The following is a 26,107-nucleotide window of genomic DNA, read 5'->3' as shown; positions in this document are numbered from 1 at the left end:
ATAAAACCTGATTAAAAACAAGGAGAAGGAGTGTCAAAAAAGTGGTATATAGTCAAGCAGTAAGAAAGCCTGAGTTTCAACAAGCGGAATCGGAAGGGTTAAATGAAGCCATTCACGAGTACATAACTCGTCGTACACGTCACAATGCACCGGTTGTGGATGCGCTTCGATATATTATGACCATTGAACATAAACATGAACGTATGCAGATAGCGGCAGAGCTGTTCGGATCAGCTATTCAGCGTGTAAAAGATCAAGATATTATTCAATATCTAAAAAAGTGCGGAAGCTACAGAAGAATTTCTGATACGACGGAATAAAACCGTTTTCTTTGAAAAAGCGCCTTGAATGGAAAGGGGCTTTTTTTGTTTCCTCCATTTAAAAGCAAGGGGAAATACATAGAATTCTTCCAGTTTGTGCATAGTAAATGAAGCAGAATTAATTGAGGAAGAGACAGAGTTTTGTATCTGATTACGTGAATGAACGTTAAAGTAGAATACAATCTTCACTTGTACAGATGCCGACTTTTGAATAAATAGAGCTCTATGTATCCCTAGCAGGAGGTTTAGTGTATGAGTCAAGAAATACCCTTAAGTTCAAGTGAAATTGCTACTCTTTGGATGACCTATCAGCAAAAAACAATGACCCAAAGGATTTTGGAATATTTTATTGCACGGGCAGAAGATGACGGGGCCAAAGAAATTATGCAAGATACGTATAGGCAAGTGGTGAACTACATTGAAGATATCAAAACAATTTTACAGAATGAAGGGGCTGCCATACCGGTTGGGTATACAGAAAAAGACGTAAATGTAGGCGTTCCTAAGCTCTATGATAAGATGTTTGATATCATGTTTCTTCGCCTTTTAAAAGAAATTAGTATGGGTCTACATACGCTGCATTTAACCATGTCCTACAGAAAAGACATGATCTCTTTTTACAAAAAGCTTACGGCTTTCACACAAGATGTGTATGACAAATGTGTAGATTACCTTCAGGAAAAAGACGTGCTTCCAAGACCTCCAGCTGTCTCAGTGCCTAAAAAAGCGAAGTTTGCTGAAGGCACAGATTACATGGATGGAATCCATCTATTTTCGAGTAAACGGGTATTAAATACTGTAGAGGTAGCACATATTTATTACGCTATCGAAAGCAACATTTTGGGCATGCAAATGATCACAGGGTTTGCTCAAGTAGCAAATGAACCTGAAGTGAAGAAGTACTTTGTAAAAGGAAAAGAGCTGGCTAAAAAAGTTGTAAGTGATTATAGCAAGATTCTTTTGGAGAGCGATATTCAGACGCCTGCTACTTGGGGAGCGAAAGCGACAGAATCAAAAGTAGCACCTTTTTCAGATAAGCTGATGATGTACTGCGTGAGTTTATTCTGCAGTTTCGGGCTGGGAAGCAACGCTTTAGGCACTGCCTTTAGTTTGCGTGGAGATCTTCCCCTTACACTTGTCAGTACGGCCAAAGACATTTTAACATACGGGCAAGAAGGGGGAAAAATCATGGCCAAAAACGGATGGCTTGAGGAACCGCCAAGTATGGAAGACCGAAATGATTTGATTAAATAGAAAAAGCATAATACATTAAGAAAACTTCTTTTTTTAAAGAAGTTTTTTCTTTTGGATAAAAAATGTCGTTATTTGTTTATTTAACGGTTTGTTTTTTGAATAAAAAGGATATATAAACTATAAATTTACAATTATATGATAAAAAAGGAGGGTTTTGCAGATGAAATGGTACATAAAGGTGTTAAAAAATTACGGGGTATTTTCTGGTCGAGCAAGCCGAACTGAATACTGGATGTTTGTGTTAGTTAACTTTGTTATTTCATTTATTCTTTCGTCCCTTCAGTTCGTTATTGATAAGCCTCTTTTTCTTCCGGTTATCTATTCGTTATTGGTTGCAGTCCCATCGTTAGCGGTAGGAGCAAGAAGACTCCACGATACGGGAAAAAGCGGATGGTGGCAGCTCATTACATTGGTTCCACTTATCGGCGGTATTTGGCTAATTGTGTTATTCTGCCAGCCTAGCGATCCAAAAGAAAATCGTTTTGGTACAACAGCCAAAGCAGCATAAATAGAACTCCCCCTTATATAAGGGGGAGTTTTTTAGTGCATAGGTTCCACTATAGCTCCATCATAAGCCGACTGGTAAATAGCTCGTATGTCTTTTTCATGAAGAGGCAAAGGACTGCGAGCAAGAATTCGTTTTTGCTGGACGCCATCTTCTGTCAGCTTTTGAAGGGCACTTTCTGGAATATTAAAGCCGCGAAGGGTTTGAGGAATGCCGACGTCTTCAACAAGTGTCTGCAGTTGTTTTACACACTGATAAGAAGCTTTCTCTTCTGATAAAGAAGTAGCGTTTCCGCCTAGTGCTTCAAAAATATCCCGCATCTTTGTCACGCAGCTGCTGCGGATATAGCCCATAACGTATGGAAGCAGTACGGCGTTTGATTCACCGTGAGAAATATGAAACTGTCCGCCTAATGGATATGCAAGTGCATGAACACCAGCAACACCAGCGTTAAAAAAAGCGAGACCTGCTAAATAGCTTCCGTAGCTCATCTGAGTTCGTGCTTCTTTATCTTCGCCATTTTCTACAGCTGTTCTTAAAGAAGAGCTGATCATGCGTATAGCCTTTAGGGCTAAGGCGTCCGTTGCTGGATTTGCATTTACCGATACATAAGCCTCAACGGCATGAGTTAATGCATCAATCCCTGTAGCTGCCGTTACTTTAGAAGGAACGCTCAGCGTAAGCTCGGGATCTACAATGGCGGCGTCTGCAAGCAAATGGTCGTGGGTCACGACGTCTTTGCTGCTTTCAAGAGATAATACAGAAATATTCGTTACTTCTGAGCCCGTGCCGGAGGTCGTAGGAATTAAAATTTTTGGAAGCCCTTTTTCCGTAATTTGTTTCGTGCCAGTTAAGTTCAAATATTCTTCTACAGCTCCGTCATGAACGGCTAAAACGGCCGTAAGTTTTGCTAAATCTAATGCGCTGCCGCCGCCAACTCCAATGACTAAATCAAATTTTCGGCTTTTTGCGTAAGATACGAGTTTTTCACCAAGCGCTAAGGGCGGCTCTGGTGCCGTATCTGCATATACATCTACTTCGTATCCATTTTGGATAAGAGGAGCACTCACTTTATCTACAAGTCCAATGTCTTTTAACACGGGATCTGTGACGATTAAAATATGAGCTGGGTCATATTTTTTTACTTCGGGAAGCAGTTGCTGAAGTGATCCCCATCCTGTGTAGCTGAGAGGGGTGAAAACTAGTTTTGAAATGGTCATTTGTTTGCCCTCCGATTTATAGAAAATTTTTTTATATTAAGCATCTGCTTGATTTCATTCGTAATAACCTTCAGTAGATTTGCGGAACTGCTGAAATTGATTTGCATCGTGACCAAACCAAACTTGCGAATTAGTTTCATAGGCTAGACGGCGTATACGTTCAACCGTGTTTGCATATCCAAGAGAGTCGTAGATAATACCGGGTGGTTTAACAGGAGGACCATAGCTCTCAGCTGTATAGATTGTATCGGATGCTAAGATAATGCCACCTGTTTCAGGCAAATGAACATGAAGACCAAGCATACCCCAAGCATGTCCGCTTCCAAAATTCAAGACATTAATTCCTTCTGCCAGTTTGATGGTATCTTCGTTTCGTTTAATCGTTTTCCAACGAAGGTCATTTTTTATCCAGGCGTCAATGTCAGCCCAAATGTAAGCACCTTCTTTTTGATTGCGTGCATAAGACTGAAGAGTGCCGTTTAACTCATCTTCATGAACGATAACAGTGGCGTTAGTGAACAATTCTAAGCAGCCGGCATGATCAAGATGAAGGTGGGAGGCAACAACAAATTTAATTTCTTTAGGGTCAACCCCTAATTGTTCTAATCGATTTGGTAAATAACATTCTTCTGTAGCGGAGTAAGGAAACATTTGTTGAGTTGCTTCAGTCCAACGCCCTTGTGGTCCCATTGATTCAGGGTTGCAGGCTGTATCAAACAGAATTTTCCCTTCAGGATGATCAATTAATACAGTATAAATTGGAAGCTCTACAAATTCCGTAGGTGCATGAGGGTTCTTAACAGTTGCTGGGTTATGCATTGCAAGCATCCAGTTTTTATCCATTTGCATCGAGCCGTTGTCCATCACATAAAGCTTTGGGTTAGGTTTGATAATATTACACATATAATAGCCTCCTAAACGTAGTTGAATTTTTGTTTGCGTTTTCAAAATGACTTTATACTACATTTACCCTATATGCTGGAGAGAATAATCCTTTTTAAAATGGATAGACTCTTTCCTATTCTTTCAACATACTAGACTGCAATTTTTATGCCAGTATTTGAAAAGTAAATATTAGCGCAGTTTTCCTTGGTTCTTATAACCAAGCGCGGAAAAAATTCACCGCTTTTAGAAGGAAAAAGGCTATTGTGCATTGAATGGTTAGTGGTGAAAAGTTTCACCATATGTTGGCGGAAATTCACCATAAGAAAGGAATGCGAAACAATGACTTCTTTTAAAGGGAAAAAAGATTTGACGAAGGAAACGTTACAGGCCATCATTGAATTCTCTACGGACGGAATATATGTAGTAAATAAAAAGGGAATAACGATATATGTAAATGAAGCTTATGAAAAAATCACAGGAACAAATAAACGAGACGTATTAGGAAAGCATATGCAAACCGTTATCGATGAAGGATATATTGATCAATCTGTTTCCCTACTTGTGTTAGTAGAAAAACAGCAGCGCTCTATTATGCAAACCATTTCAAGCGAAAGAGACGTTATGGTAACAGGAAATCCAGTGTTTAACAAACAAGGTGAAATAGAGCTCGTTGTGACCACTGTACAGGATATTACACAGTTAAACGCAGTTAAAAAAGAGCTGTTAAAGGTACAAGAGTTTTCGCATATGAATGCAAATAAATACGCTGTAAACGTGAATGGGTCGGAACAGCCCCTAGTGTTTCAAAGCAATAGGATGAACTTGGTTTATCAGCAAGCCAAACAAGTAGCTCCGTTTCCTACAAGTATTCTTCTATCAGGTCCCTCAGGATCCGGAAAAGAAGTAGTCGCTAACCTTATTCACGATTCAAGCGATAGAAACAATCAGCCATTTATTAAAGTGAACTGCGGAGCCATTCCTGAGCCGTTGCTAGAATCGGAGTTGTTCGGCTATGAAAAGGGAGCTTTTACTGGCGCTCGAACAGAAGGGAAAATAGGACTGTTAGAACTCGCTGATGGCGGAACCTTGATGCTTGATGAAATTGGTGAAATGCCGATTTCCTTGCAAGTGAAATTGCTTCGAGTGTTACAGGAAAAGCAGGTACAGAAAATTGGAGGAACTAAAACAAAAAGTATCGATATACGAATCATTTCGGCAACAAATCAACATCTAGGAGAGCTTATTAAAAAGGGGAGGTTTCGTGAAGATTTATACTACCGTTTAAAGGTAGTCGAAATCAGCCTTCCGCCTCTATCTCAACGTAAAGAGGATATCAGTTTACTGGTTGATCATTATGTTTCCTACTTTTGCAGCTTGTATTACGTCCAAAAGCGCATATCAAATAAAGCGAAGCAAGTATTAGAAGCTTACCAATGGCCAGGGAATGTAAGAGAGCTTCGAAATATGGTGGAGAATATGATTGTGTCTGTTCCTGGAGAAACAATTGAAGCCCATCATTTACCTTTTCATACTTATCATGAAGATGAAAAATGTGATTATTTACCTCTAAAAAAGAAAGTGGAGCAGTTTGAACAGCGACTCGTTAAAGAAACTATTCAACATTGTTCATCACTCCGGCAGGCAGCGAAAGAATTAGGTATCGATCATTCTACTTTGATAAAGAAACTAAAAAGATGGGAATGTAAAGAAAGAGAGGAGCAGGCTTGAGATATGTAACAAAAGAATTAGCTCAGAAAATTGTCGGTAGAACAATGGAGATTATTGATTGCAACATTAACGTGATGAACGAAAAAGGAGTCATTATTGGTTCTGGTGACAAAAAGCGAATGGACCAAATTCACGAAGGAGCGCTAATGGTATTAAAAAGCGGCAGTTCTTACGAAATTACTCAGCAGCAGGCTGACTCGCTGCGCGGAGCCAAACCGGGCGTGAATTTGCCTATTTTCTTTAACGGAGAAATTGTTGGAGTCGTGGGATTAACAGGACTGCCAGAACAGATTCGTAATTACGGAGAGCTTGTGCGTATGGCTGCTGAAATGATTTTTCAAGAAATGATTTTAATAGAGGAAATTCAGTGGGATGAACGATTAAAAGAAGAGGTGGTTCATCAGCTTCTTCAACAAGAAGAGCCGCTGGATTCCTTATTTTTTGAACGAGCGAATCGGTTTAATATTAACTTATACCTTCCAAGAATGGCACTAATTATTAAAGCTGAAAATCGCCATGAAGTTATGAAGGTTGTAAAGAAATACATAGCTAATAATGATCTATACGCTATGCTTCCAGACGGAGTGGTTTTATTGAAATCTATAGAAGCGGGCAGCGCTAGCAGCTATGCTGAACAGCTGGAAAAACAGCTTCGTGCGTCTGGTATGGTGTGTAAGTTATCTGCAGGATCTGTTCAAGCTGACTTTAAAGGCCTTCATGTATCGTATCAGCAGGCGAAAGATACGCTTGCTGTTGGTTCAAAGCTTCATCCAGAAGCTGATTTCTACAGCTATTCGGATTATCAAATTCCCGTACTGTTACGTCAACGCGCCGGTTTTCAAGAAAATCATGATCTGTTGCAATACTATGAAAAGCTTAAGGAATATGATAAGAAAAAAGAGCTTATCGAAACGTTAACGATCTACATAGAAGAAAATGGCGAAGGAAGCACGGCAGCTAAAAAGCTTTTTATTCATCGGAATACGCTAAGCTACCGTCTAGATAAAATTCAAGATATCACGGGAAAAGATCCAAGGAAAGTAAAAGACCTTCTCGAACTGTATGTAGCGCTACTGCTATCTAAAATTTCATAATTGTGCACGTGCATAAAAGATCTTGCGATAGCAAGGTCTCTTTTTGTTGAAGTGACTAATGAAAGAATTAAAGGTAGCGCTTACAATTAGCACTGGGGATAGAAGAAATAAGAAAGGGGATGCTTTATGGACGTTCAAGTAAGCGCATTAGGCGCTATTTGTGCATTAGTAATTGCTATTATATTAATCTTAAAGAAAGTGGCTCCAGCATACGGAATGATAGCCGGAGCTTTAATTGGAGGACTGATTGGCGGAGTTAATATCGCTGATACCGTTAATTTAATGATTGAAGGAGCGCAAGGCATCATTCCTGCAGTGCTGCGAATTCTTGCAGCTGGGGTATTGGCCGGGGTATTAATAGAATCAGGTGCTGCAGCGGTTATAGCAGAAACCATTGTGAAAAAACTAGGTGAAACAAAAGCGCTTTTAGCTCTAGCGCTAGCCACACTCATTCTTACGACAGTAGGCGTGTTTGTTGATGTGGCTGTAATCACAGTGGCGCCTATTGCTTTAGCGATTGCTAAACGTACGGGTATGTCAAAGCCAGCTATTTTATTAGCAATGATTGGAGGGGGAAAGGCAGGGAATTTAATGTCTCCTAATCCTAACGCTATTGCTGCTTCAGATGCATTTAATATTCCGCTTACATCCGTGATGGCTGCAGGAATCATTCCCGCTGTATTTGGCGTAGCGGCCACTTATCTAGTAGCCAAACGATTAGTGAAAAAAGGAACAATGGTTCAAGCTGAAGAAATAGATACAGTGGATGCAAGCAGCTTACCGCTGTTTTTAACGGCTATCATAGCACCTATTGTTACCATCGTGCTGCTGGCGCTGCGTCCGCTTTTTGATCTTAATGTTGATCCGATGGTTGCTCTTCCTGCAGGAGGGATTGTTGGTGCCATTGTGATGAAAAAAGGAAAACAGCTTAATACATACGCTATTTCAGGGTTAGGGAAAATGTCAGGTGTAGCCATTATGCTGCTTGGAACGGGGACATTAGCAGGAATCATTGCTAACTCTCAGCTAAAAGACGTGATCATTCAAGGCTTGTCTGCCATTGGGTTGCCTGCTTATGTTTTAGCACCGGTTTCAGGTATTTTTATGTCAGCCGCAACGGCTTCGACAACGGCAGGAACAGCAGTCGCAAGCCAAGTTTTTGGATCGACGATTTTAGAGCTAGGCGTTTCTGCTTTAGCCGGAGCTGCTATGGTTCATGCCGGAGCGACCGTACTTGATCACCTTCCGCACGGAAGCTTTTTCCACGCAACGGGCGGAAGTGTAAATATGAAAATAAAAGAACGTTTAAAATTAATCCCTTATGAATCGCTGATTGGACTCATTATGGCAATTGTATCCACGCTTATATTTGGTGTATTAAAGCTATACGGGTAAAAACAAAAAGGAGTGTTTCTATGAAAATTGTGATTGCACCGGATTCATTTAAAGAAAGCTTAACGGCTCTGCATGTTTGTGAAGCGGTTGAAAAAGGAATAAAATCTCATTTTCCAGACGCGGAGATTAGTAAAGTACCTATGGCAGATGGAGGAGAAGGAACTGTTCAGTCGCTTGTAGACGCAACGGGTGGAGATATTATACAAGCGCGAGTAACCGGACCTTTAGGTAAAGAGGTTGAAGCTTTTTACGGAATTCTTGGAGACGGCAACACGGCTGTTATTGAAATGGCAGCCGCTTCAGGTCTTCATCATGTCCCTGTCGATAAACGAAACCCGCTTATCACAACAACGCGAGGAACCGGCGAGCTCATTCTTAAAGCGTTAGATCACAAAGTAAAGCATATCATCATTGGCATTGGAGGAAGTGCTACAAATGATGGAGGAACCGGTATGGCAAAAGCTTTAGGGGCAAAGCTTCTTGATGCTAACGGAGCAGAAATAAAAGAAGGAGGAGGCAGTTTAGCTCAGTTAGCCTCTATCGATCTGACAAACTTGGATTCTCGGCTTGCTGAAGTCAAAGTAGAAGTGGCGTGCGACGTAGACAATCCGTTAACGGGTGAAACCGGAGCATCCGCTGTGTTTGGTCCTCAAAAAGGTGCGACTCCTGATATGGTTAAACAGCTTGACCGTAATTTAGCTCATTACGCAGCGATTGTTGGAAAAGAAATGGGTATTCATATTCAAAGTATTCCTGGTGCCGGAGCGGCAGGAGGACTAGGAGGCGGCCTGCTGGCATTTTTATCTGCGGAGTTAAAGCCAGGTGTAGACATCGTCATTAAAGCAACTCAGCTAGAAAGCTATATTAAAAATGCCGATCTTGTCATTACCGGTGAAGGAAAAATAGATGGACAAACCATTTACGGAAAAACACCCATTGGCGTAGCCAAAACAGCAAAAAAGCATAGCGTTCCGGTGATAGCGATAGCAGGGAGCATTGGAGCGGGAAGTGAAGCTGTGTATGAACATGGTATTTCTGCTTTATTCAGCGTCGTGCCCGGGGCAGTGTCTCTTCAGGAAGCGCTAGAAAAAGCTGATGAAAATATTGAAAGAACGGCTAAAAACGTAGCGTCAGTTATACGCTTAGGCATCAAGTGAAGGAGATACAGTTTTTATTGTTCGCTTTTTAATAAATAGTAAAAGGTCTCTACCATAAGAAGAGGCCTTTTTTTCGTTTAGTGCTGAAGTAAGCTGCTATCATTCTTTTAAATTTTATATAGGAAATAGAACTAAACATTTTCTAAAGCGTCATAGTAAGTAAGCAGTTACAAAGATTCGCTAGCATTCTCGTCAGCTTACTAACTGCTACTTACGGAAAGGAGAGGTAAACGTGCAAAAAAAGTTTAGGTTCTTGAGAATTCTACGAAACGTGATAGTAGCTATATTGGGGATATGCATCATGTGGATTGTAACGAATCAAGTAATGACGGCAGTGGAAAAGAAAAAGTACCCGCCTATTGGTCAATTAGTAGAGGTTAATGGCAGAGATATTCATGTATATACAAAAGGTAAAGGGGAAAATACGATGGTACTACTAAGCGGGTTGGGAACGGCTGCGCCTGCACTAGATTTTGAACCGTTAGTAAATGAACTGTCGAAGGATAATAAAGTTGTGGTAGTAGAAGCATTTGGATACGGATGGAGTGACATTACGAATAAAAAACGTACGGTAGAAAATAGTGTAAGCGAAATGAGAGAAGCTTTGCAAAAATCGGATATAAAAGGTCCGTATATATTAATGCCGCACTCAGTTTCTGGCGTGTACAGCATGTATTACGCTAATAAATATCCAGATGAAGTAAAAGCAATTATTGGAATAGATCCTACGTTACCAAAAGCGCTGGATTATTTTAAAGAAGAAACGCCGAATATACCAAGTTTGATGAGTGTTTTAGCGCCAAGTGGACTTGCGCGCTTAGCCCTGCTTACTAGTCCTAATCAGTATCTACCGCTAGCCGAAGAAGGAACGTATACAGCAAAAAATTTAAAAATGACAAAAGCAATCTCCAGCTGGAAAGGCTACAACAAAAACGTCATTGATGAAGCAAAAGAGCTGAACAACAATATAAATAAAACTCTCGATATGTCGTTTCCTTCAAAAATGCCCGTAATGATTTTTACTAGAAAAATAGACAAAAAAGAAGAAGGAAAATCAAATATTATGTTTTACCAAAATCAATTAAGTCACGTATCGTCGCAAAAACTAGTTGTTTTACAAGGGCATCACTATTTACACTGGACAAAGTACAGAGAAATTAGCAAATATGTAAATGATTTTATAGATACATCTATTAATTCAAGTACAAGGAAATAAAGGATATAAGAAAAAGGAGTCCAAACAAGAGGTCTCCTTTTTTATAGAGAAGAATTAAATCTAGTTAGCTGTATAGCTATAAATGTTATAATTAACCAATCGCTGGAATGATTTATATATAGAGGAGGCAAATCATGATTAAAGCCGTTATTTTTGATTTAGATGGGACACTATTAGACCGAGACAGTTCGTTAAAACATTTTATTCAAGATCAGTATGAGCGTTATAGTAAAGAGCTAGCACACATACCGAAGCAGAAATACATATCTAGATTTATTGAGCTGGATCAAAAAGGCTACGTATGGAAAGACAAAGTATATCAGCAGCTTTTGAACGAATATGATCTTTCGAATCTGGCGTGGGAAGAGATGCTAGATGATTACCTTCACTATTTTCCAGCTCACTGCGTTCCGTTTTTACATATGGAGCATGTACTAAAAGAGCTAAAGAAAAAAGGGTTGTTGCTAGGCATGATCACAAATGGTTTTACGGACTTTCAGTGGATGAATATTAAGGCGCTTAGAATTGATCACTATTTTGATACTATACTCGTTTCCGAGCAAGAAGGCATTAAAAAACCGCATAAAGATATCTTTTTGCGAGCGTTAAAAGCGCTTGATGTGTCGGCTGAAGAAAGTGTATATATCGGGGATCATCCAGGAAATGATGTGCTTGGCGCAAGAGGCGCGGGCATGCATGCTGTATGGAAAAAAGACGCTTTCTTTGACGGAAGTTTTACAGATTCATATATAATAGAGGATTTAAAAGAACTATTGAACGTTATGAATGAGTTTCAAGAGACCTGTTGAGAAAAGGGGAGCAATGATGAAAAGTCAAGTTCGTTTACTAACCGATAAAGAATTAGAAGAAGCAGCAATCATCTATACAAATGTTTTTAGTGGGTCACCGTGGAATGAGCCTTGGAGTATAAACACTGCTTATGCTCGTTTATACGATATCAGTAAAACTCCAGGTTACATAGGGATAGGTTTCTTTCATAGTGAAAATAATAAACTCATAGGATTTATAGTAGGAAATGAAGAACAGTGGGCGAACTATAAGACGTTTTATGTAAATGAAATTTGTGTGTTAAGCAGCACTCAGCAAACTGGCATAGGAACGAGTCTTTTATCTTTCCTTAAAGAGCTACTTATACAAAAAGAAGTGAAAGAAGTCTATGTGTCTACTGAAAGAGGCCAAGGCAAACCAGAACGTTTCTTTGAAAAAAACGGTTTTGTTACTCATGAATCTCGTATACTGATGACAGTAAATGTAGATTGAATATAAGTGAATGGGTGTAGGATATCCGCTTTGTTATTTTAAGAGGTAGGGTTCATAAAGCAGGAGGAAATAATTTATGATTTTTTCGCTACTAGTTTTAGCCGCTATTTTAATGGTGAGTATTCCGTTGATGATTATTATGATTAAAACGGTGTGGCATCGAAAGCTTCCCCGTAATTACTATACGCCGTTTGATTATCTTGCTGCACAAACAGAAGAAGAGTTTCACGAAGCGCAAAATGAACGAGAAATAGAAGAAAAAGAAGGAGATGCCAAAAGAAGAAAAAGCTAAGGTGATATGTGTATCCTTCTTTGTAATACTAGAAATAAACAGGCTATAAACCGTGTTAAGGAGTGGAATTGACTCTTTGTTTTTTACAAACGTAAATCATTTGAGTGCTTTGGTTGGTCAAAGCGCTCTTTTTCCAATCTCCGTAGACGTTCGTAATCATAAATCCGATACGTGCTAAAAGATGTTCCATTTCTTGCGGGAACGTGTAGCGTAAATCTATTTTCGATGTTATTTCTTTTATGATTGTTTCGTGATCTCTTATCTTTCTAGTTGTGAGATTATGCTGAATTTGTTTGATGGCATCATAGTGGCTGCTTATGTAGACGTCTGTTGTATATCCGGTGTCGGAATCTTGATAGCTTTTCCAATACTCTTCGGCGGCTGTTGACGTTAGCTCTTCTATAGAAGGAAAACGTATTCCAACAATAAAGGTTCCACCATCGTTCAAATGCATATAAACGTGGTGTAAAAAGGCGTGCTGCTCCTCATTTGTTAGAAAATGCTGAAATGAATTTCCTACGATATAAATAAAGTCGCTTTTTATTTTTAAGTCGAGTTTGGTACAGTCTTGTTCTACCCATTTAACAGATAGCTTTAAAGCCTCTGCTTTCTTTTGTGCTTCTTGCAGCATGGGTGGGTGAATATCTACTCCAATCAGTGAATGTCCCGCTTTTGCTAATGGAATGGTCGCACGTCCTGTACCACAAGCTAAGTCAAGGATTATTCCGCTTTCCTTAGCTGCTTCTGTTAGTAAAAAAGCAACGTCTTCTGTATACTGCTCATTTTCATCGTCGTATAAAAGAGGGTTATTATATTCTTCTAAATTTGTTAACATAAAAGCGGACCTCCGTGTAGGTGTATTTTTACATAATTATAGCAAATAAGGTTCCTAATGTTCTTAAAAACATAGAGAAATGGAGTGGTAAATAATTTGGAGTATCTATATTCTTTTATGATTAGAAAAATAGCGGTGGGATTTGTCGTCGTGAAGGTTTGGACTTTATGCGTATTCTTAGCTGCTGTATCTATTATTTTCAGCTATATAGATCGGTGGCTGCATTTGGATCTTAACCTGCCAGTATTTGATATTCCTACTCGATTTGGTGATTTTAGTTGGATGGGTAAAGTAATAGCACTGCTCATTTTGCTTTCCGCTGTGATTGAATTAGCCGTGAACGTTTCAATTAAAAAAACAAGTGAAAAACGTGAGCCTATGTTTTCAGCGCTCTACCATTTAATTGCTGTATGCTCATTGGTGTTCACGTTAGGAAGACTAGTCGCTTTATTTTTTATCGCTGCTTTTATTTCAGAACGAATTTTTATGAGGGCAGGGCTGCGTAATAAAGCATCAAATATCGCCCGAAATAAAGAGGCTTAAATTACAAAAAGAAAGAGGCAAAACTAGTTTCAGCTCTTTCTTTTTACAGCCCAATCCTCCACAATTTCCGTGAATTCATCTAGGTGTTCTTCAAATATCCGTTTTCGATGTCCGTTTGCTCCGGATGGATGAGGAAAGCCAAATAAATACGTATGCCGAGAAAACGAAGGTTCACGCGAAAGTTTTCTTAAAACATTTTCAACTGCTTTTCCTAGCGGAATGATTAAGCATGGATTCTTTATTTCGTTCAATTCCTGTGGAAACACTTCAAAAGCATAGTGTGAAAGAAGCGCTGATCGTTCAATTGGCGGCTGATGGCCCGTATAGTTTTTTCCTTTATAAAACACGGGATATTTCAGTACAGAAGTTGTATGCAGTAAATCTCGCTGTGAAGCAAATAACTCAGCGGCACTGTCCATACCGATCGCTTTTTGAACGCCGCACCTGTCTAACATGTCTATTAAATTGACTCTCATCGTTCCGCTAAAGCTAGCGGATTTTTTTGTTTCGTACAGTACTTGTTCAAGCGGATGATGATGGGACAGGCTGGAAACGCATTGTTTAAAAGCGGTTTTCATTTGAAACCAGCCTGGTGTGATGCCCGCAATGAAAATATGAGCGTCTGGATTTATGTAGTCGTTATGAGGTGAGTAATACATGCTTAATCCATTTTCTTGCCGAATTAAAAAGTCTTTTTGCAACAGCTGTTCTTTCGTGAAATTCATATTATGTAATTGTTGAAGGGCAGGCAGACATTGTTGAAAATAAGAATGTTGGCTAATCATAGGCTCTCTCTTTCCTTATCAGTATTTCTCCTTTTATTTTCCCCAACAAACCGTTTTATATCAAATATGAACAAATTCTCACAAAAATTAATATTTACTAAAAGTTTACTTAAGTTTTAGTGCAGTGTGATAAAAATAAAGTAGTAATAGCAGTGATTTTGTCATTTTAACGGCGGAACTAGCAAAAGAAATGAAGAATTTTGGAGAATATTTTAATAAATTTACTGAAATTTTAAAATTATTTATTGAAAGCGTTTTATTAATGTGCTATTCTTCCAATATAAGAGATAAATATTTAGTAAAAATAGAAGATTACAATAGAGAGGTAAAAAGATGGCAACTTTAAAAGATATAGCGGCGTACGCTAATGTTTCCAGTTCAACCGTATCCAGAGTACTAAATAATGATCATACGCTTTCTGTATCTGAGGTTACTCGTGAGCGCATTCTTCATGCAGCCAAGGAGCTGCAATATACGCCCGTGAAGATACGAAAAGGAACGGCAAACGGAAAAGACATAGAAGCTCCAAGGATAGGTATCATTTTTGCTCAATCCCTTGAAGAAGAGTTAGTAGACCCTTTTTTCTCTTCTATTCGCCATGGAATAGAGAGTGAATGCGCAGAAAAAGAAATTTTTACAGTAAAGTCATTTAGACTAAAAGGCATGAAGCAAGAAGAGCTGCTGCAGGATCTTGATGGAGTAATTGTAGTGGGAAGAGTTAGTCCAGAAACGGTTCAAGAAGTGAGCAATCATTTAGATACTATTGTTTTTATCAATCACAAAGCGGATGAGGATTTGTACGATTCGGTCATGATTGATTTTGAGAAAGCTACTAAACATGCATTAAATCATTTATTTGACCTCGGTTATAAAAGAATTGGCTATATCGGAGGGACAGAAAGAGAACATTATATCAATGGAAGTTCTATTATTGAAGATCAGCGTCAAACGGTTTTTGAACGCGTTATGCATGAAAAAGGCCTGTTCGATTCTGAGAAAGTTTATGTCGGCGAATATTCAATGAATGAAGGATATGAGCTGATGGGACAAGCGATTAAGCAAGGAAATCTTCCTGAGGCATTTTTTATCGCAAGTGATGCAATGGCGATAGGAGCGATGCGTGCCCTGCAGCAATCAAATATAAAGGTTCCTGAAGACGTAGCGATTGTAAGCTTTGATGATGTGGATGTCGCAGCATTTGCGAGCACGCCGCTCACCACAGTTAAAGTATATACCGAAGAAATGGGAAGGCAGGCTGTTAAAATGCTAGTAGATCGGTTAAGCGGCAGGTCCATTCCTTTAAAAGTCATGGTGCCGACCAAACTAATTTACCGTGAAAGCTGCGGAGCTTTGCTCAAGAAGCAGTAACCTAAAAGTTATAACTTGAAAGGGGGTGATAGAAAAGCAGAATTCATACATAAAGAGTGATAAGGGGGAAGAAAAATAGAAAAAATCATAAAAAAGGCAGGTTAAAAAGCCCTAGAAACTACATACTTATTGGCAGATAAATATGTAGATGAAAAAGCTTTTTCATTTCTAGGACTCTTTGAACCTTTGTAAAAGTATAGGATTAAATTATAAGTGACTTTATTTCGTTGTGCAATGAATTTGTCTATGTACAAATAACTGAATATTCAGTTATTTGTGTCTTGATAGAGTATAAGGAGGAAAAAAGATAAATGAAAAAGCTTACGTATCTTTTTGTTCTATTACTAGTCTTTTCTGTTGTGGCAGCGGGCTGCGGAAATAAAGAAGCGGCAACAGGCGGAAATGGGAAAACAACGCTAACGCTTTTTTCTACGATGAGTAATAAAGGCGAGAGAAAAGCGCTTCAAAACGCGATTACAGAATTTGAAAAACAAAATCCAGATATTAAAATTGATGCGAATTTTCCGGGTAACGGCTATGAAGATATGCTTCGTGTGAAAATGGGTGCAAATGATATGCCTGATTTATTTGATACGCACGGCTGGTCTCAGCTTCGCTACGGGGAGTATGTAGCAGATTTAAAAGATATGGATTGGGTTCAGCATTTGGATCCGGCGCTAAATCAAATTTTAAAAGATAAAAGCGGCAAAGTGTATGCGTATCCTTTAAATCAAGCAAAAGACGGAATTAGCTATAATGCGACGCTGTTAGAAAAATACGGAATAAAGCCTCCTAACACAATGGATGAATTTATAACAGCGTTAGAAACAGTAAAAAAGAAAAGCAAAGGAGAAGTAGCGCCTCTATGGATCCCAGGAGGGGAAAATGGCAATATTGCTCAAGTGTTTGATCAGCTGGCTACACCTCAGCTTATTACAGCAAAAAATAAGAACTATGCTAAGCAGTTGGAAAAAGGGACATTCAATTGGTCAAACTATACGCCTCTAGCGGAAACAATGGCAAAAATGAAGAAAAAAGGGCTGCTGAATGAAGATGTATTAACCGCAAAAGTATCTCAAGCAACGGAATTAATGGCTCAAAATAAAATTGCTTTTACATTTGTGGGCGGATCTCTTGGACCGGATGCAACAGAATTAAATCCTGAAGTAAAAGTAGGAACGGTACCGGTGCCTGCTATTCATAAAGGGGGCACGCAAAGCTGGATTGGCGGAGAGCGCTTTACCCTTGCTGCGTGGAAGGATTCTAAGCACCTTAAAGAAGCGAAAAAATTTATTGAATTTGTGTCACAGCCGGAAGTTGCCAAAAAGATTGCCGAAGGAACGTCTTCAGCATCGGCTCTGACAAACAATAAAACCCAAAACTACTACTCTGAATACTACGATAAGTATAGCGATATTAAAGTTGAGCCATACTTCGACCGAAAGTATTTACCGAGCGGTATGTGGGCAGTGATGTCTTCTACAGGTCAAGAATTGCTAGCGGGAAGTTTAACGCCAAAGCAATTATCAAAAGAGATGGAAAAAGAGTACAAGCGTCTCAGTAAACAATAAAATAGTGTGCAAAAGTTCCTTGTTCGCTAAGAAGCAGGGAGATAGTCTTCTGCTTCTTTTCAACACAAGCTGAAATAGGAGTGAACACGATGAATGAAATAGTCAGGAAAGAGTCGGTTTCCGTAGTAAGAGATACGGAAAAACGAAAGAAAAAATTAAAAACAGAGTCTTCTTTATGGTGGATGTACCTTCCCGGCTTAGTAATTATCACCGTTTTTATTATCTATCCTTTTATTAACGGAATTAGACTTTCCTTTACTAATTGGAATGGATTTTCACAAACATACGATTGGATTGGGCTCCAGCAGTATAAACGTTTGCTTGCAGACCCAACGACTTGGCTTGTGATAAAAAATACGCTGCTCTACGGAATAGGCAGTACAATTTTCCAAAACATTATTGGCTTGTTGTATGCTTTGCTTCTCAATCAAAGCATTAAAATGAAAGCTGTAACAAGAACAATTGTCTACCTTCCAGTTATTATCAGCCCAATTATTATGGGGTATATCTGGTACTTCTTTTTTGCCTACCAAGGAGGCGCTTTAAATGACCTTCTTGTATTTTTAGGCTTTGAGAAGATTAATGCTTTGGGGACTCCGGAGCTTAACTCTTGGATTATTGTGTTCGTCAATACGTATCAATTCGTTGGAATTGCGATGATTATTTATTTAGCGGGGCTGCAAAGTATTTCAAAAGATTATTACGAAGCGGCGCAGCTTGACGGAGCATCGGCTCTTCAGCAGTTTAAAAACATTACGCTTCCACTGCTCATGCCTTCGATTACAATTAACGTCGTTTTAAATATTATCGGAGGTTTAAAACTGTTTGACGTCATTGTTGCGCTGACAGGAGGAGGGCCTGGAGATGCATCGCAGTCAATGTCTACTTTTATGTATGATTTATATTTTAGAAGACAGGACGCCGGCTATGCTGCAACTCAAGGTGTGTGCATGGCGCTCATTATTTTAGTCATTAGCTTATCAGCACTTGTGTACTTTAAGCGAAAGGAGACAGAAGCGTGATGGACTATACAAATAAACGGAAAAAACGATTTTTTACCTTTCTAGCGCTTTGTATAACGCTCGTTCATATTGTCCCTTTTTATATTCTAGTTACGACTTCTTTAAAGGCAACCGGGGATTTTAGTTCAAAATGGGTATTTCCAAAAAGCATACACCTTGAAAATTTCACAGCGGCTTGGGAGCAAGCGAACTTAGGAAATTCTTTTGTTAATACATTTATCATTACGTTCGTTTCGGCGATTCTGCTTATTTTTTTAGGATCAATGGCTGCGTATCCTTTAGCGCGACGCCAAACGAAACTAAATAAGTACGTCTATTTTATCTTTATCGCCGTGATGGTAATACCGCCTTTAACAGCGCTAGTTCCGCTGTACAAAATGGTTGTGAATATGGGGATGATGAACACGTATCAAATTGCTATTTTAAATAATGTCGCAGCATTTTTGCCGCTAACGATCTTTTTATATGCGAGCTTCATTCGCTCCACTATTTCTAAAGAGCTCGAGGAAGCAGCAAGAATTGACGGGGCCGGCACGTTAACGATTTTCTTTAAAATCGTATTTCCGCTGCTAAAGCCTGTTACTGCGTCTATTTTAATTATTGCAAGCGTCTATATTTGGAACGACTATCAGTTTGCAATTTTCTTCCTTCAAGATAAGGAAATGCATACATTAACCGTTACGTTAGCGAGCTTTTTTGCCGAAAATCAAAATAATCTTAGCTTAGTAGGAGCAGCTGCGATCATTGCGATGCTTCCAATGACCATTTTATTTTTAGTGCTACAAAAATACTTTATTGCAGGGCTTTCATCAGGATCTGTAAAAGGATAAAACCAATACGAGGAAGGAAGATGACGATGTCTAAAATCACATTTATCGGAGCGGGAAGTACAGTTTTTGCAAAAAATATTTTAGGAGACTGCATGTTTGTGCCTGCTTTAGCTGGCTTTGAGTTTGCACTTTACGATATAGATGCTGAGCGTTTAAGAGATTCGGAAAATATGCTAAACAATCTAAAAGAAAACTACAAAGTGAATATTACGGTTAAAGCCTATTTGAACCGCAGAGAAGCTTTAACAGGAGCAAAGTATGTGATTAACGCCATTCAAGTAGGCGGTTATAAACCAAGCACCGTTATTGATTTTGAAATTCCTAAAAAATACGGCTTGCGTCAGACGATTGGAGATACAGTAGGAATTGGAGGAATCTTCAGATCACTGCGCACGATTCCGGTGCTGTTTGATTTTGCAAAAGATATTGAAGAAGTATGTCCAGATGCGCTGTTTTTAAATTACACCAATCCAATGGCAACACTAACGGGTGCAATGCTGCGCTATACCAATGTAAAGACGGTAGGCCTTTGTCACAGTGTTCAAGTATGTACAAAAGATTTATTTGATTCTCTCGGAATGGACCATGAAGGAATCCAAGAGAAAATTGCAGGCATTAACCATATGGCATGGCTGCTAGAAGTAAAAAGAGATGGACAAGACTTATACCCAGAAATCAAGCGTCTGGCAAAAGGAAAACAAAGAACAAAGCATCACGATATGGTGCGTTTTGAGCTAATGGATAAGTTCGGTTATTATATTACTGAATCGTCTGAGCATAACGCAGAGTATCATCCATACTTTATTAAACATAAATATCCAAATCTTGTTGATCAGTTTAACATCCCTCTTGATGAATATCCGCGCCGATGCGAAGAGCAAATCAGCAATTGGGAATCCATGAGAGAAGAAATGGTTAACAACAGTCAGTTAACTCATACACGTTCACATGAGTACGGCTCTAGAATTATTGAAGCAATGGAGACAAACGTGCCGTTTAAATTTGCGGGTAACGTATTAAATACCGGAGGCTTAATTAGTAACCTGCCGACAAAAGCGTGCGTAGAAGTTCCATGTGTTGTAGACCGAAGCGGCATTATGCCGACTTATGTAGGAGACTTACCTGAGCAGCTTGCGGCGTTAAATCGTACGAATATTAATACGCAATTGCTAACAATTGAAGCAGCGGTCACTAGAAAAAGAGAGCACATCTATCAAGCAGCGATGCTAGATCCTCATACAAATGCGGAATTATCTATGGATGACATCATTCGTATGTGCGATGATTTAATTGAAGCCCACGGCGAGTGGCTGCCTGACTTTACAGGGAAAGTGAACCAATACGTGTAAGAAAAGAATCCTCGGCTGAGATCAGCTGAGGATCTTTTGTGCTTAGGAAAAGAAGGGAATATCATCCAAAGCGATATTGACATTTAAAAAACTTCATCATACACTGTAAGAAGCAAGTCATTTTATACTAAGAAAGGAAAGGTACCGTAGACAATGGATAAGTAATCCTATTTTTTTAGACATTCTTTTAAAACTTTATTTTAAATGAACATTTGTCTAGATAGGATTAGTCTGTACATTTTTAGGTGCCATTTCTATATGTCTTATATGAAGTGATTTCTCCCTTTTTTTACTCTATAAAAGGGTGCATATTTGCGTATGCCTAATTATGACCTCTAATCCTCTCTAGAAATCCTAGGGAGGTTTTTTTATGTTATTGTTAGAAGCTATAAATATTGAAAAAAGCTATGGAGATCGCCTGCTGTTTCAAGCGGAGAAGCTTCAAGTACATCGCGGAGAGCGAATTGGAATTGTTGGGAAAAACGGAGAAGGCAAATCGACGTTGCTTCATATTTTAATGAAGAAAATGAGTCCAGATCAAGGGATTGTGCAAACATATGGCCGTTCCTCACTGATTCCGCAGCTTGATGTTCAACCTACATCTGCCGTTTCTCCTGAGATGAAAAGTCAGTGGAGTGTGCCAACTGAAGCGGACTTTCTTAGCGGAGGAGAAGAAACAAGAAAGAAAATTGCATCTGCTCTTTCATCCGGCGCGGAACTGCTTGCAGCCGATGAGCCAACGAGCCACTTAGATGTAAAAGGCGTAGAAAAATTTGAAGAAGAAATGAAGTCTTTTACAGGCAGTCTGCTGCTGATTTCACATGACCGAGAATTATTAAACCGCCTTTGTACGTCTATTTGGGAAGTAGAAGGCGGCAAAATTCACTGTTATGAAGGCAATTATCAAGAATATGTGACGCAAAAAAAACACGCGGTTGAAAGACAGCAGTTTGAATATGAACAGTATGTAAAAGAAAAGCAGCGTCTTGAACTGGCCTCTGAAGAAAAAAGCCAAAAATCAAAGTCGCTTAAAAAAGCGCCGAGCCGTATGGGGAACTCTGAAGCGAGACTTCATAAACGAGCGGTCGGAAAACAAAAAGCCAAGCTAGATAGAAGCGCAAAAGCGATTGAAACAAGAATTGAAAAGCTGGAGAAAAAAGAAAAGCCAAAAGAAATGGAAGAAATTCATTTTGACCTATCGCAGTTTCACCAAGTGCACAGCAAGCAGGTACTAAGCTTTGACAAAGTCTCAGCATCAGCTGGTAATCATATCTTGTTTCAAAAACTAAAAGGCGGTGTGAAGCCAGGAGCGAAAGTAGCGATTGTCGGCAAAAACGGCGCCGGAAAATCTACGCTGCTGAATATGATTGAGCAGCGAACAGAAGGAATTACGGTTGCGAAGCCTGTAAAACTCGGCTTTTTCCATCAGCGCCTTGAAAATCTAGATCCCGCTAAAAGCATTTTAGAAAACATTAAAGAAGACAGTCCGTACACCGAGCAGTTTATTCGTACGGTGCTATCGCGCTTACTTTTTAAACGTGAAGACGTGTATAAAAAAGTAGAGATGCTAAGCGGAGGAGAACGAGTCAAAACGGCATTAGCAAAAGTCTTTTTAGGAAACTATAACGTTCTTCTTTTAGATGAACCGACCAACTATCTTGATCTTCATACAAAAGAAGCGCTTCAAGAAGTGTTAAAAGCTTATCCAGGGACGATTTTATTTGTGACGCACGACCGCTATTTTGTTAAAAAGCTTGCGACGCATGTTTTGACGTTAAAACAGTCCAAAGCGGAGCTCGCGGCGATTGAAGACACGGGTAAAAGCAAAAAAGCGTCACAGCAGCAAAATGAAGCGGAGAAACTTGCGCTTCAACTAGAATTAACAAAAGTGATTAGCGAGCTTTCTATCACCCCAGAAGGAAAAGACAAGCAGCGTCTTGAAAAAAGATACGAAGAGCTTTTAGAAGAAAGAAAACGATTAAATAGAAAGGAAGGGTAATATCACTTCACCTAACAATGAATACAATGATGTTACTGAACATCAAAAGCGTATTGAAGGAAAAATGACGGATATGAATGTAAAAGGAACGCCCAAAAGAATAAAATGGATTGGCTATGGAATCATTATTTTCTTTGTGATTCTTATTCTAACGATGATCATCAGCGTATTTATCAATTAAAACAAAAAGCAGCCGCTTCAATGTTGAAGCAGCTGCTTTTTTATTTGCCTACTTTTGTAACGATCGCATCTCCATTTTTTCCAACTCGTACAGTAGCAAAACGAGCTTCGCTTTCCACTTTGCTGCCGGTTCCTTCTGGAATAAAGTAATGCTCAATTCCGTACTGAATTCCCCAGTCGTGATAGCTGCCCGTAATGACAACGTCTTTTTCTTTAGAAGTATACGGCTTATTCCAGTCATCATCCGCTTGGTAGATTTTTGCGTATTCATACACGCCTTGTTTGTCAGGGCGAAGAACGAGCTTCACTTTTTCTCCGTCTTTCACATGAGGTAAGGTAACGTGCGCAATGTCGTAATTAAGTTCAACATAATCGCCTTGCAGCAGCGAGCGCGGATCGATCGGCTGTAAAGCGAGCTTAATTTCTTTTCCGTTTTGAAGAAGCACTTCGTTTTTAGTGAAAATGCCGCCCAGCATAATGAGCTGAACAAGAACGATGACCCATACAGCGGTTCGGCTGCGGTCAAGAAACGACGGCTGCGGCTGATCAGGCGTTGACAGGTCCCATTTCCTGCTTAGGAAAAGAAAGATCAGACCTAAAACAACAAGCACAAGTGATTTATTCAATAAATTCCACACAAAGTCGTAATATTTCATCGCTAAAAAAACAAACCAGAAGATCATGCCGACAATAAAATCATACTTTGGCTCTTTTCGTACCGTCACAAATAAAAAGACGGTCGAAATTACAAAAAACACCGTACAGTAAATAATATTTAAAAAAGAAGGTTCGCTTAATTCAGTCAGCGACAGTAAAAAGATAAAAGCAAGAAGCAGCGCTGCTTTTTTAAACGCGTGGTGTACGTTTATCGTGTACACAGCGGCATTTAATAGAAACAAAGCGAGCAGCACATAATCTATTTTGATAGTGTCATAGTAAGCAGTCGGAACCTTTATTAACAGGAGCCCTTGCACTAGCACAAAAAGCAACAGGCGAACGGGCGTATGCTTTGTGAATACTAAAAGCGCTACAAGTGCGATGACGTAGATAAAAAACAGAATGTCGTTCACAAAAAAAGAAGCGCCGCCGCTAATTAATACGCCCATCATTAAAAGCGTATATTTCACGGTTGGAATATCTGCTTTAATTAAATAACATGCCACAATCAGCAAAACGCCAATCACAAGCATTCCGTTTGTTGGGTACGTTCCTGTAATAAGTGTGACAAGTCCTCCTAAAGAGCTGCTGCCGATGACCGATGCAATGGCCGTAATCCCAATCACAGCTATTCGTTTGATTACGCGGAGCGAGGTTTTTTGTGCTGCCGTGTTAGCAGTGAGCCATTTGACAAACCATACGCTTGCACCAATAAATAAAATCACAAATCCTAAAGCTAAGAACAGTGACCATTCAGCGTAGTGTTTAAAAATAAAAGAGAAAAACTGTTCAATAACAAATAAAGCAAATGCCACAATGGAAATCCCTAAAAATGACCTTTGCGGCTCCACTTTTGAAAAATAAAACAAGGAGCTTAGTAAAAACAGCAAATAAAAAATAATAAGACCCATCCGTAAGCTAGAGCTGCCTGTGAAATCCGGCAGGGAGATAGTTAAAAAAATGTAGTGAAACAAACAAAACGCTGCATACATGATCACAGGAGACGAGCGCTGTTTCTTTTTTATGATCCAAAAGATGAGTAAGTTCACAAACGCCATTCCTGCGTAAAGTAAAAGCGTCTCGTGTTCGCCTCGCTGTGAAACTGCGCCTGTTGGTGAAATAAAAAAAGCCATGGTGAATTGAAATAAAACAAACGATAACACGTAAAACGGCTGATACTTTGTAAAAAAGCTAAACAAAATAATCGGCACAAGCCAAATTAAAAACAGCCAGTACGATTCAGCGTGCGTGTTGTAAATTTGAGAAAGAAGCGCGATGCTTAATCCAAATGAAAGAGCGCCGGCCAAAAGCGTCCAGTGACTTAAAAACGCCTGCTGAGGAAGCAGCTTTCGCACCGCAAATGCACTTCCGTAAAACAGCAGCATCAGCCCCACGCTCAGCGCAATTTTAGTGTAGCGGTCAAAGCCTTGCCAGTTCGATGCAAAGAAATATAAAATGCTGGACAAAACAAGAGCCAACCCCAGTAAATAACCGAGTCTTACGAGCTTTTCTCTCATACTCAACCTCCTCTTTATATTATGTATATACTAGCGCATGTTTAAATATTTGGAAATAGAAAGAATGAATGCGTTTTAACAAAAAAATTGTGTAAAAAGACCTTTTAGTGGCATGGAAATAACACATGAAGTAGTTCGAAAATCTTGATAAATTGTCAATAGTAAGATAGTTTTGGTTATTTTATCCTGAAGAGTGGGTATTGAACTAAAAACCTACATTATTCCCAAAAAATATAAGAAAACGTGCCGATGTGCTCTCTTTCTTTATTTGATAAGCTATAAAAGGGAATTACTGTTAGAAGAACCAAGAGATAGATATAAAGGAAGTGTCATCATATGAATGAGATGTTTGTTGCTCATCTGTATACCCAAGTGAAGCAGGCACATGAAGATATCCAGCAGCTTACCGCTAGTAAAAACACGTTAACGGAAGTTAAAGGCGAGCTTGAACGTGCAAAGGAAAAGGTAAAAGAACCAGAGCTCACTTCCGACACTTGGTCAGGCAGCCTTGCTGTTGGGTTTGAAGACATCCGCACCGCTATGTTAGACGAATACGATGATTTGCTGACCCGTCAGCTGACGGATGCCCTTGCGACAATTGAAGCAAAAATTACGGCGCTTCAATCGGATATACAAGGGATGGAACGCGCCATTAAAATGCAAGAAGACGAAGCAAAAGATAAGGTGTGATGCAATATGGCAGACGAAATTAAAGTAATAGATGGTGAAATTAATAGAACGCTTAGTGACCTAAGCGCTGCTGCGCAGCAGTTCCAGCCGCTTTTTCCGTTTCACGTAGGAAGCGGACAAGATCTAGCGGTGCTCGATGAATTAAACCAGCTGAACCAGCAGCTGCAAACGTTAATTGTGGACTACAAGCAAACGCTCCTCGATGATTTGAACGCCACCAAAAAATCCGTGCAGTCCATAAAAGAAGCAGATGAAAAAGCTGCAAACGCCGCTAAATAATGTTCATATTTTATATAAAGCTATCAAAAACAACCTTTCAACCAGCATAGATTTGGCATTCAAATAAAAAGGTTTTACCTAGCGGATGATGCAAGCCTTATAAAGAGGAGCGTCCGCTTAGGTTTAGAAAAATGA

25 protein-coding genes are annotated in these 26,107 nt (G+C 39.4%); 20 read left to right on the top strand and 5 right to left on the bottom strand.

All coding sequences use genetic code 11. The features are described 5' to 3' along the window. Positions 1–41 precede the first annotated feature (41 nt). From ACMX9J_RS04935 to ACMX9J_RS04925, 3 genes are all read left to right on the top strand, one after another. Positions 42–320, top strand: a complete 279-nt coding sequence (locus tag ACMX9J_RS04935; RefSeq protein WP_140451478.1) for a hypothetical protein — start codon at positions 42–44, stop codon at positions 318–320. Positions 321–572: 252 nt separating this feature from the next. After that, positions 573–1,574 carry a DUF3231 family protein gene (locus tag ACMX9J_RS04930; RefSeq protein WP_416225487.1) on the top strand — a complete coding sequence of 334 codons (1,002 nt, stop codon included), beginning with the start codon at positions 573–575 and terminating at the stop codon, positions 1,572–1,574. Between the two features lie 160 nt (positions 1,575–1,734). Next, the gene (locus tag ACMX9J_RS04925; RefSeq protein WP_416225486.1) at positions 1,735–2,082 is read left to right on the top strand and encodes a DUF805 domain-containing protein; all 348 of its coding nucleotides are present in this window, start codon (positions 1,735–1,737) and stop codon (positions 2,080–2,082) included. Between the two features lie 32 nt (positions 2,083–2,114). Here ACMX9J_RS04925 and ACMX9J_RS04920 read toward each other — a convergent pair whose 3' ends face one another. Continuing rightward, positions 2,115–3,299, bottom strand: a complete 1,185-nt coding sequence (locus ACMX9J_RS04920; RefSeq protein ID WP_325075326.1) for an iron-containing alcohol dehydrogenase — start codon at positions 3,297–3,299, stop codon at positions 2,115–2,117. Positions 3,300–3,353: 54 nt separating this feature from the next. Continuing rightward, a complete protein-coding gene (gene ahlS, locus ACMX9J_RS04915; protein WP_416225485.1) occupies positions 3,354–4,202 on the bottom strand; it encodes an AhlS family quorum-quenching N-acyl homoserine lactonase in 849 nt (282 codons plus the stop codon). Between the two features lie 321 nt (positions 4,203–4,523). On the opposite strand from ahlS, the gene ACMX9J_RS04910 reads away from it, so the two are divergent. The 8 genes from ACMX9J_RS04910 (at position 4,524) to ACMX9J_RS04875 (ending at position 12,347) form a co-directional block, all read left to right on the top strand. Beyond that, complete coding sequence (locus ACMX9J_RS04910) at positions 4,524–5,912, top strand: sigma-54 interaction domain-containing protein (RefSeq protein ID WP_416225484.1); 1,389 nt, start codon at positions 4,524–4,526, stop codon at positions 5,910–5,912. Beyond that, entirely contained in the window at positions 5,909–7,006 is a 1,098-nt protein-coding gene (locus ACMX9J_RS04905; RefSeq protein WP_033579321.1) for a sugar diacid recognition domain-containing protein, read from the top strand. Before ACMX9J_RS04910 ends, ACMX9J_RS04905 begins: the two co-directional genes overlap by 4 nt. A 126-nt stretch (positions 7,007–7,132) precedes the next feature. Then, on the top strand, positions 7,133–8,401 hold the full coding sequence (locus ACMX9J_RS04900) for a GntP family permease (protein ID WP_028412973.1): 1,269 nt from the start codon (positions 7,133–7,135) through the stop codon (positions 8,399–8,401). Positions 8,402–8,421: 20 nt separating this feature from the next. Beyond that, positions 8,422–9,558, top strand: coding sequence for a glycerate kinase (locus ACMX9J_RS04895; RefSeq protein ID WP_155008011.1), 1,137 nt, complete (start codon positions 8,422–8,424; stop codon positions 9,556–9,558). Positions 9,559–9,859: 301 nt separating this feature from the next. Beyond that, the gene (locus ACMX9J_RS04890) at positions 9,860–10,774 is read left to right on the top strand and encodes an alpha/beta fold hydrolase (RefSeq protein WP_416225483.1); all 915 of its coding nucleotides are present in this window, start codon (positions 9,860–9,862) and stop codon (positions 10,772–10,774) included. A gap of 134 nt (positions 10,775–10,908) precedes the next feature. Further along, positions 10,909–11,583 carry an HAD family hydrolase gene (locus ACMX9J_RS04885; protein ID WP_416225482.1) on the top strand — a complete coding sequence of 225 codons (675 nt, stop codon included), beginning with the start codon at positions 10,909–10,911 and terminating at the stop codon, positions 11,581–11,583. A 16-nt stretch (positions 11,584–11,599) separates the two neighbouring features. Then, on the top strand, positions 11,600–12,055 hold the full coding sequence (locus tag ACMX9J_RS04880) for a GNAT family N-acetyltransferase (protein WP_416225481.1): 456 nt from the start codon (positions 11,600–11,602) through the stop codon (positions 12,053–12,055). Between the two features lie 76 nt (positions 12,056–12,131). Beyond that, a complete protein-coding gene (locus ACMX9J_RS04875; protein ID WP_014459685.1) occupies positions 12,132–12,347 on the top strand; it encodes a DUF3951 domain-containing protein in 216 nt (71 codons plus the stop codon). A 55-nt stretch (positions 12,348–12,402) separates the two neighbouring features. On the opposite strand, the gene ACMX9J_RS04870 is transcribed toward ACMX9J_RS04875, so the two are convergent. Further along, positions 12,403–13,182 carry a class I SAM-dependent methyltransferase gene (locus ACMX9J_RS04870; protein ID WP_325075333.1) on the bottom strand — a complete coding sequence of 260 codons (780 nt, stop codon included), beginning with the start codon at positions 13,180–13,182 and terminating at the stop codon, positions 12,403–12,405. Between the two features lie 117 nt (positions 13,183–13,299). Here ACMX9J_RS04870 and ACMX9J_RS04865 point away from each other — a divergent pair, with 117 nt between their 5' ends. Continuing rightward, a complete protein-coding gene (locus tag ACMX9J_RS04865; protein WP_416225480.1) occupies positions 13,300–13,725 on the top strand; it encodes a hypothetical protein in 426 nt (141 codons plus the stop codon). A gap of 29 nt (positions 13,726–13,754) precedes the next feature. Here ACMX9J_RS04865 and ACMX9J_RS04860 read toward each other — a convergent pair whose 3' ends face one another. After that, positions 13,755–14,510 (bottom strand): hypothetical protein, encoded by a 756-nt coding sequence (locus tag ACMX9J_RS04860; RefSeq protein ID WP_416225479.1) that lies wholly within the window; start codon positions 14,508–14,510, stop codon positions 13,755–13,757. A 333-nt stretch (positions 14,511–14,843) separates the two neighbouring features. Between ACMX9J_RS04860 and ACMX9J_RS04855 the strand changes: the two genes are divergently transcribed. From ACMX9J_RS04855 to abc-f, 6 genes are all read left to right on the top strand, one after another. Continuing rightward, on the top strand, positions 14,844–15,878 hold the full coding sequence (locus ACMX9J_RS04855) for a LacI family DNA-binding transcriptional regulator (protein ID WP_154992434.1): 1,035 nt from the start codon (positions 14,844–14,846) through the stop codon (positions 15,876–15,878). A 311-nt stretch (positions 15,879–16,189) separates the two neighbouring features. Further along, the gene (locus ACMX9J_RS04850) at positions 16,190–17,449 is read left to right on the top strand and encodes an ABC transporter substrate-binding protein (protein ID WP_033579311.1); all 1,260 of its coding nucleotides are present in this window, start codon (positions 16,190–16,192) and stop codon (positions 17,447–17,449) included. Between the two features lie 89 nt (positions 17,450–17,538). After that, on the top strand, positions 17,539–18,471 hold the full coding sequence (locus ACMX9J_RS04845) for a carbohydrate ABC transporter permease (RefSeq protein ID WP_033579310.1): 933 nt from the start codon (positions 17,539–17,541) through the stop codon (positions 18,469–18,471). Then, the gene (locus ACMX9J_RS04840) at positions 18,471–19,301 is read left to right on the top strand and encodes a carbohydrate ABC transporter permease (protein ID WP_028412981.1); all 831 of its coding nucleotides are present in this window, start codon (positions 18,471–18,473) and stop codon (positions 19,299–19,301) included. Before ACMX9J_RS04845 ends, ACMX9J_RS04840 begins: the two co-directional genes overlap by 1 nt. A gap of 26 nt (positions 19,302–19,327) precedes the next feature. Next, entirely contained in the window at positions 19,328–20,650 is a 1,323-nt protein-coding gene (locus tag ACMX9J_RS04835) for an alpha-glucosidase/alpha-galactosidase (protein ID WP_098627493.1), read from the top strand. A gap of 370 nt (positions 20,651–21,020) precedes the next feature. Further along, on the top strand, positions 21,021–22,649 hold the full coding sequence (gene abc-f / locus ACMX9J_RS04830; RefSeq protein ID WP_416225478.1) for a ribosomal protection-like ABC-F family protein: 1,629 nt from the start codon (positions 21,021–21,023) through the stop codon (positions 22,647–22,649). A gap of 221 nt (positions 22,650–22,870) precedes the next feature. Here the strand turns inward: abc-f and ACMX9J_RS04825 are convergent, their stop codons facing one another. Next, positions 22,871–25,003 (bottom strand): GDYXXLXY domain-containing protein, encoded by a 2,133-nt coding sequence (locus ACMX9J_RS04825; protein WP_416225477.1) that lies wholly within the window; start codon positions 25,001–25,003, stop codon positions 22,871–22,873. Between the two features lie 336 nt (positions 25,004–25,339). On the opposite strand from ACMX9J_RS04825, the gene ACMX9J_RS04820 reads away from it, so the two are divergent. After that, a complete protein-coding gene (locus tag ACMX9J_RS04820) occupies positions 25,340–25,693 on the top strand; it encodes a YwqH-like family protein (RefSeq protein ID WP_182030229.1) in 354 nt (117 codons plus the stop codon). A 6-nt stretch (positions 25,694–25,699) separates the two neighbouring features. Next, positions 25,700–25,972, top strand: coding sequence for a DUF5344 family protein (locus ACMX9J_RS04815; protein ID WP_045292218.1), 273 nt, complete (start codon positions 25,700–25,702; stop codon positions 25,970–25,972). The last annotated feature ends 135 nt before the right edge of the window (positions 25,973–26,107 follow it).

The sequence above is a fragment of the Priestia sp. RMT2NF4 genome, from assembly GCF_047872835.1.
Lineage (GTDB): Bacteria > Bacillota > Bacilli > Bacillales > Bacillaceae_H > Priestia > Priestia zanthoxyli.
This window is presented reverse-complemented; position numbering and strand designations above follow the sequence as displayed.

Excerpts from the sequence above, each read along its gene's own strand:
- ACMX9J_RS04930 (WP_416225487.1), top strand. The coding sequence starts at position 573 with ATGAGTCAAGAAATACCCTTAAGTTCAAGTGAAATTGCTACTCTTTGG.
- ACMX9J_RS04925 (WP_416225486.1), top strand. The coding sequence starts at position 1,735 with ATGAAATGGTACATAAAGGTGTTAAAAAATTACGGGGTATTTTCTGGT.
- ACMX9J_RS04920 (WP_325075326.1), bottom strand. The coding sequence starts at position 3,299 with ATGACCATTTCAAAACTAGTTTTCACCCCTCTCAGCTACACAGGATGG.
- ahlS (WP_416225485.1), bottom strand. The coding sequence starts at position 4,202 with ATGTGTAATATTATCAAACCTAACCCAAAGCTTTATGTGATGGACAAC.
- ACMX9J_RS04910 (WP_416225484.1), top strand. The coding sequence starts at position 4,524 with ATGACTTCTTTTAAAGGGAAAAAAGATTTGACGAAGGAAACGTTACAG.
- ACMX9J_RS04900 (WP_028412973.1), top strand. The coding sequence starts at position 7,133 with ATGGACGTTCAAGTAAGCGCATTAGGCGCTATTTGTGCATTAGTAATT.
- ACMX9J_RS04895 (WP_155008011.1), top strand. The coding sequence starts at position 8,422 with ATGAAAATTGTGATTGCACCGGATTCATTTAAAGAAAGCTTAACGGCT.
- ACMX9J_RS04890 (WP_416225483.1), top strand. The coding sequence starts at position 9,860 with ATGTGGATTGTAACGAATCAAGTAATGACGGCAGTGGAAAAGAAAAAG.
- ACMX9J_RS04885 (WP_416225482.1), top strand. The coding sequence starts at position 10,909 with ATGATTAAAGCCGTTATTTTTGATTTAGATGGGACACTATTAGACCGA.
- ACMX9J_RS04880 (WP_416225481.1), top strand. The coding sequence starts at position 11,600 with ATGAAAAGTCAAGTTCGTTTACTAACCGATAAAGAATTAGAAGAAGCA.
- ACMX9J_RS04875 (WP_014459685.1), top strand. The coding sequence starts at position 12,132 with ATGATTTTTTCGCTACTAGTTTTAGCCGCTATTTTAATGGTGAGTATT.
- ACMX9J_RS04870 (WP_325075333.1), bottom strand. The coding sequence starts at position 13,182 with ATGTTAACAAATTTAGAAGAATATAATAACCCTCTTTTATACGACGAT.
- ACMX9J_RS04865 (WP_416225480.1), top strand. The coding sequence starts at position 13,300 with ATGATTAGAAAAATAGCGGTGGGATTTGTCGTCGTGAAGGTTTGGACT.
- ACMX9J_RS04860 (WP_416225479.1), bottom strand. The coding sequence starts at position 14,510 with ATGATTAGCCAACATTCTTATTTTCAACAATGTCTGCCTGCCCTTCAA.
- ACMX9J_RS04855 (WP_154992434.1), top strand. The coding sequence starts at position 14,844 with ATGGCAACTTTAAAAGATATAGCGGCGTACGCTAATGTTTCCAGTTCA.
- ACMX9J_RS04850 (WP_033579311.1), top strand. The coding sequence starts at position 16,190 with ATGAAAAAGCTTACGTATCTTTTTGTTCTATTACTAGTCTTTTCTGTT.
- ACMX9J_RS04845 (WP_033579310.1), top strand. The coding sequence starts at position 17,539 with ATGAATGAAATAGTCAGGAAAGAGTCGGTTTCCGTAGTAAGAGATACG.
- ACMX9J_RS04840 (WP_028412981.1), top strand. The coding sequence starts at position 18,471 with ATGGACTATACAAATAAACGGAAAAAACGATTTTTTACCTTTCTAGCG.
- ACMX9J_RS04835 (WP_098627493.1), top strand. The coding sequence starts at position 19,328 with ATGTCTAAAATCACATTTATCGGAGCGGGAAGTACAGTTTTTGCAAAA.
- abc-f (WP_416225478.1), top strand. The coding sequence starts at position 21,021 with ATGTTATTGTTAGAAGCTATAAATATTGAAAAAAGCTATGGAGATCGC.
- ACMX9J_RS04825 (WP_416225477.1), bottom strand. The coding sequence starts at position 25,003 with ATGAGAGAAAAGCTCGTAAGACTCGGTTATTTACTGGGGTTGGCTCTT.
- ACMX9J_RS04820 (WP_182030229.1), top strand. The coding sequence starts at position 25,340 with ATGAATGAGATGTTTGTTGCTCATCTGTATACCCAAGTGAAGCAGGCA.
- ACMX9J_RS04815 (WP_045292218.1), top strand. The coding sequence starts at position 25,700 with ATGGCAGACGAAATTAAAGTAATAGATGGTGAAATTAATAGAACGCTT.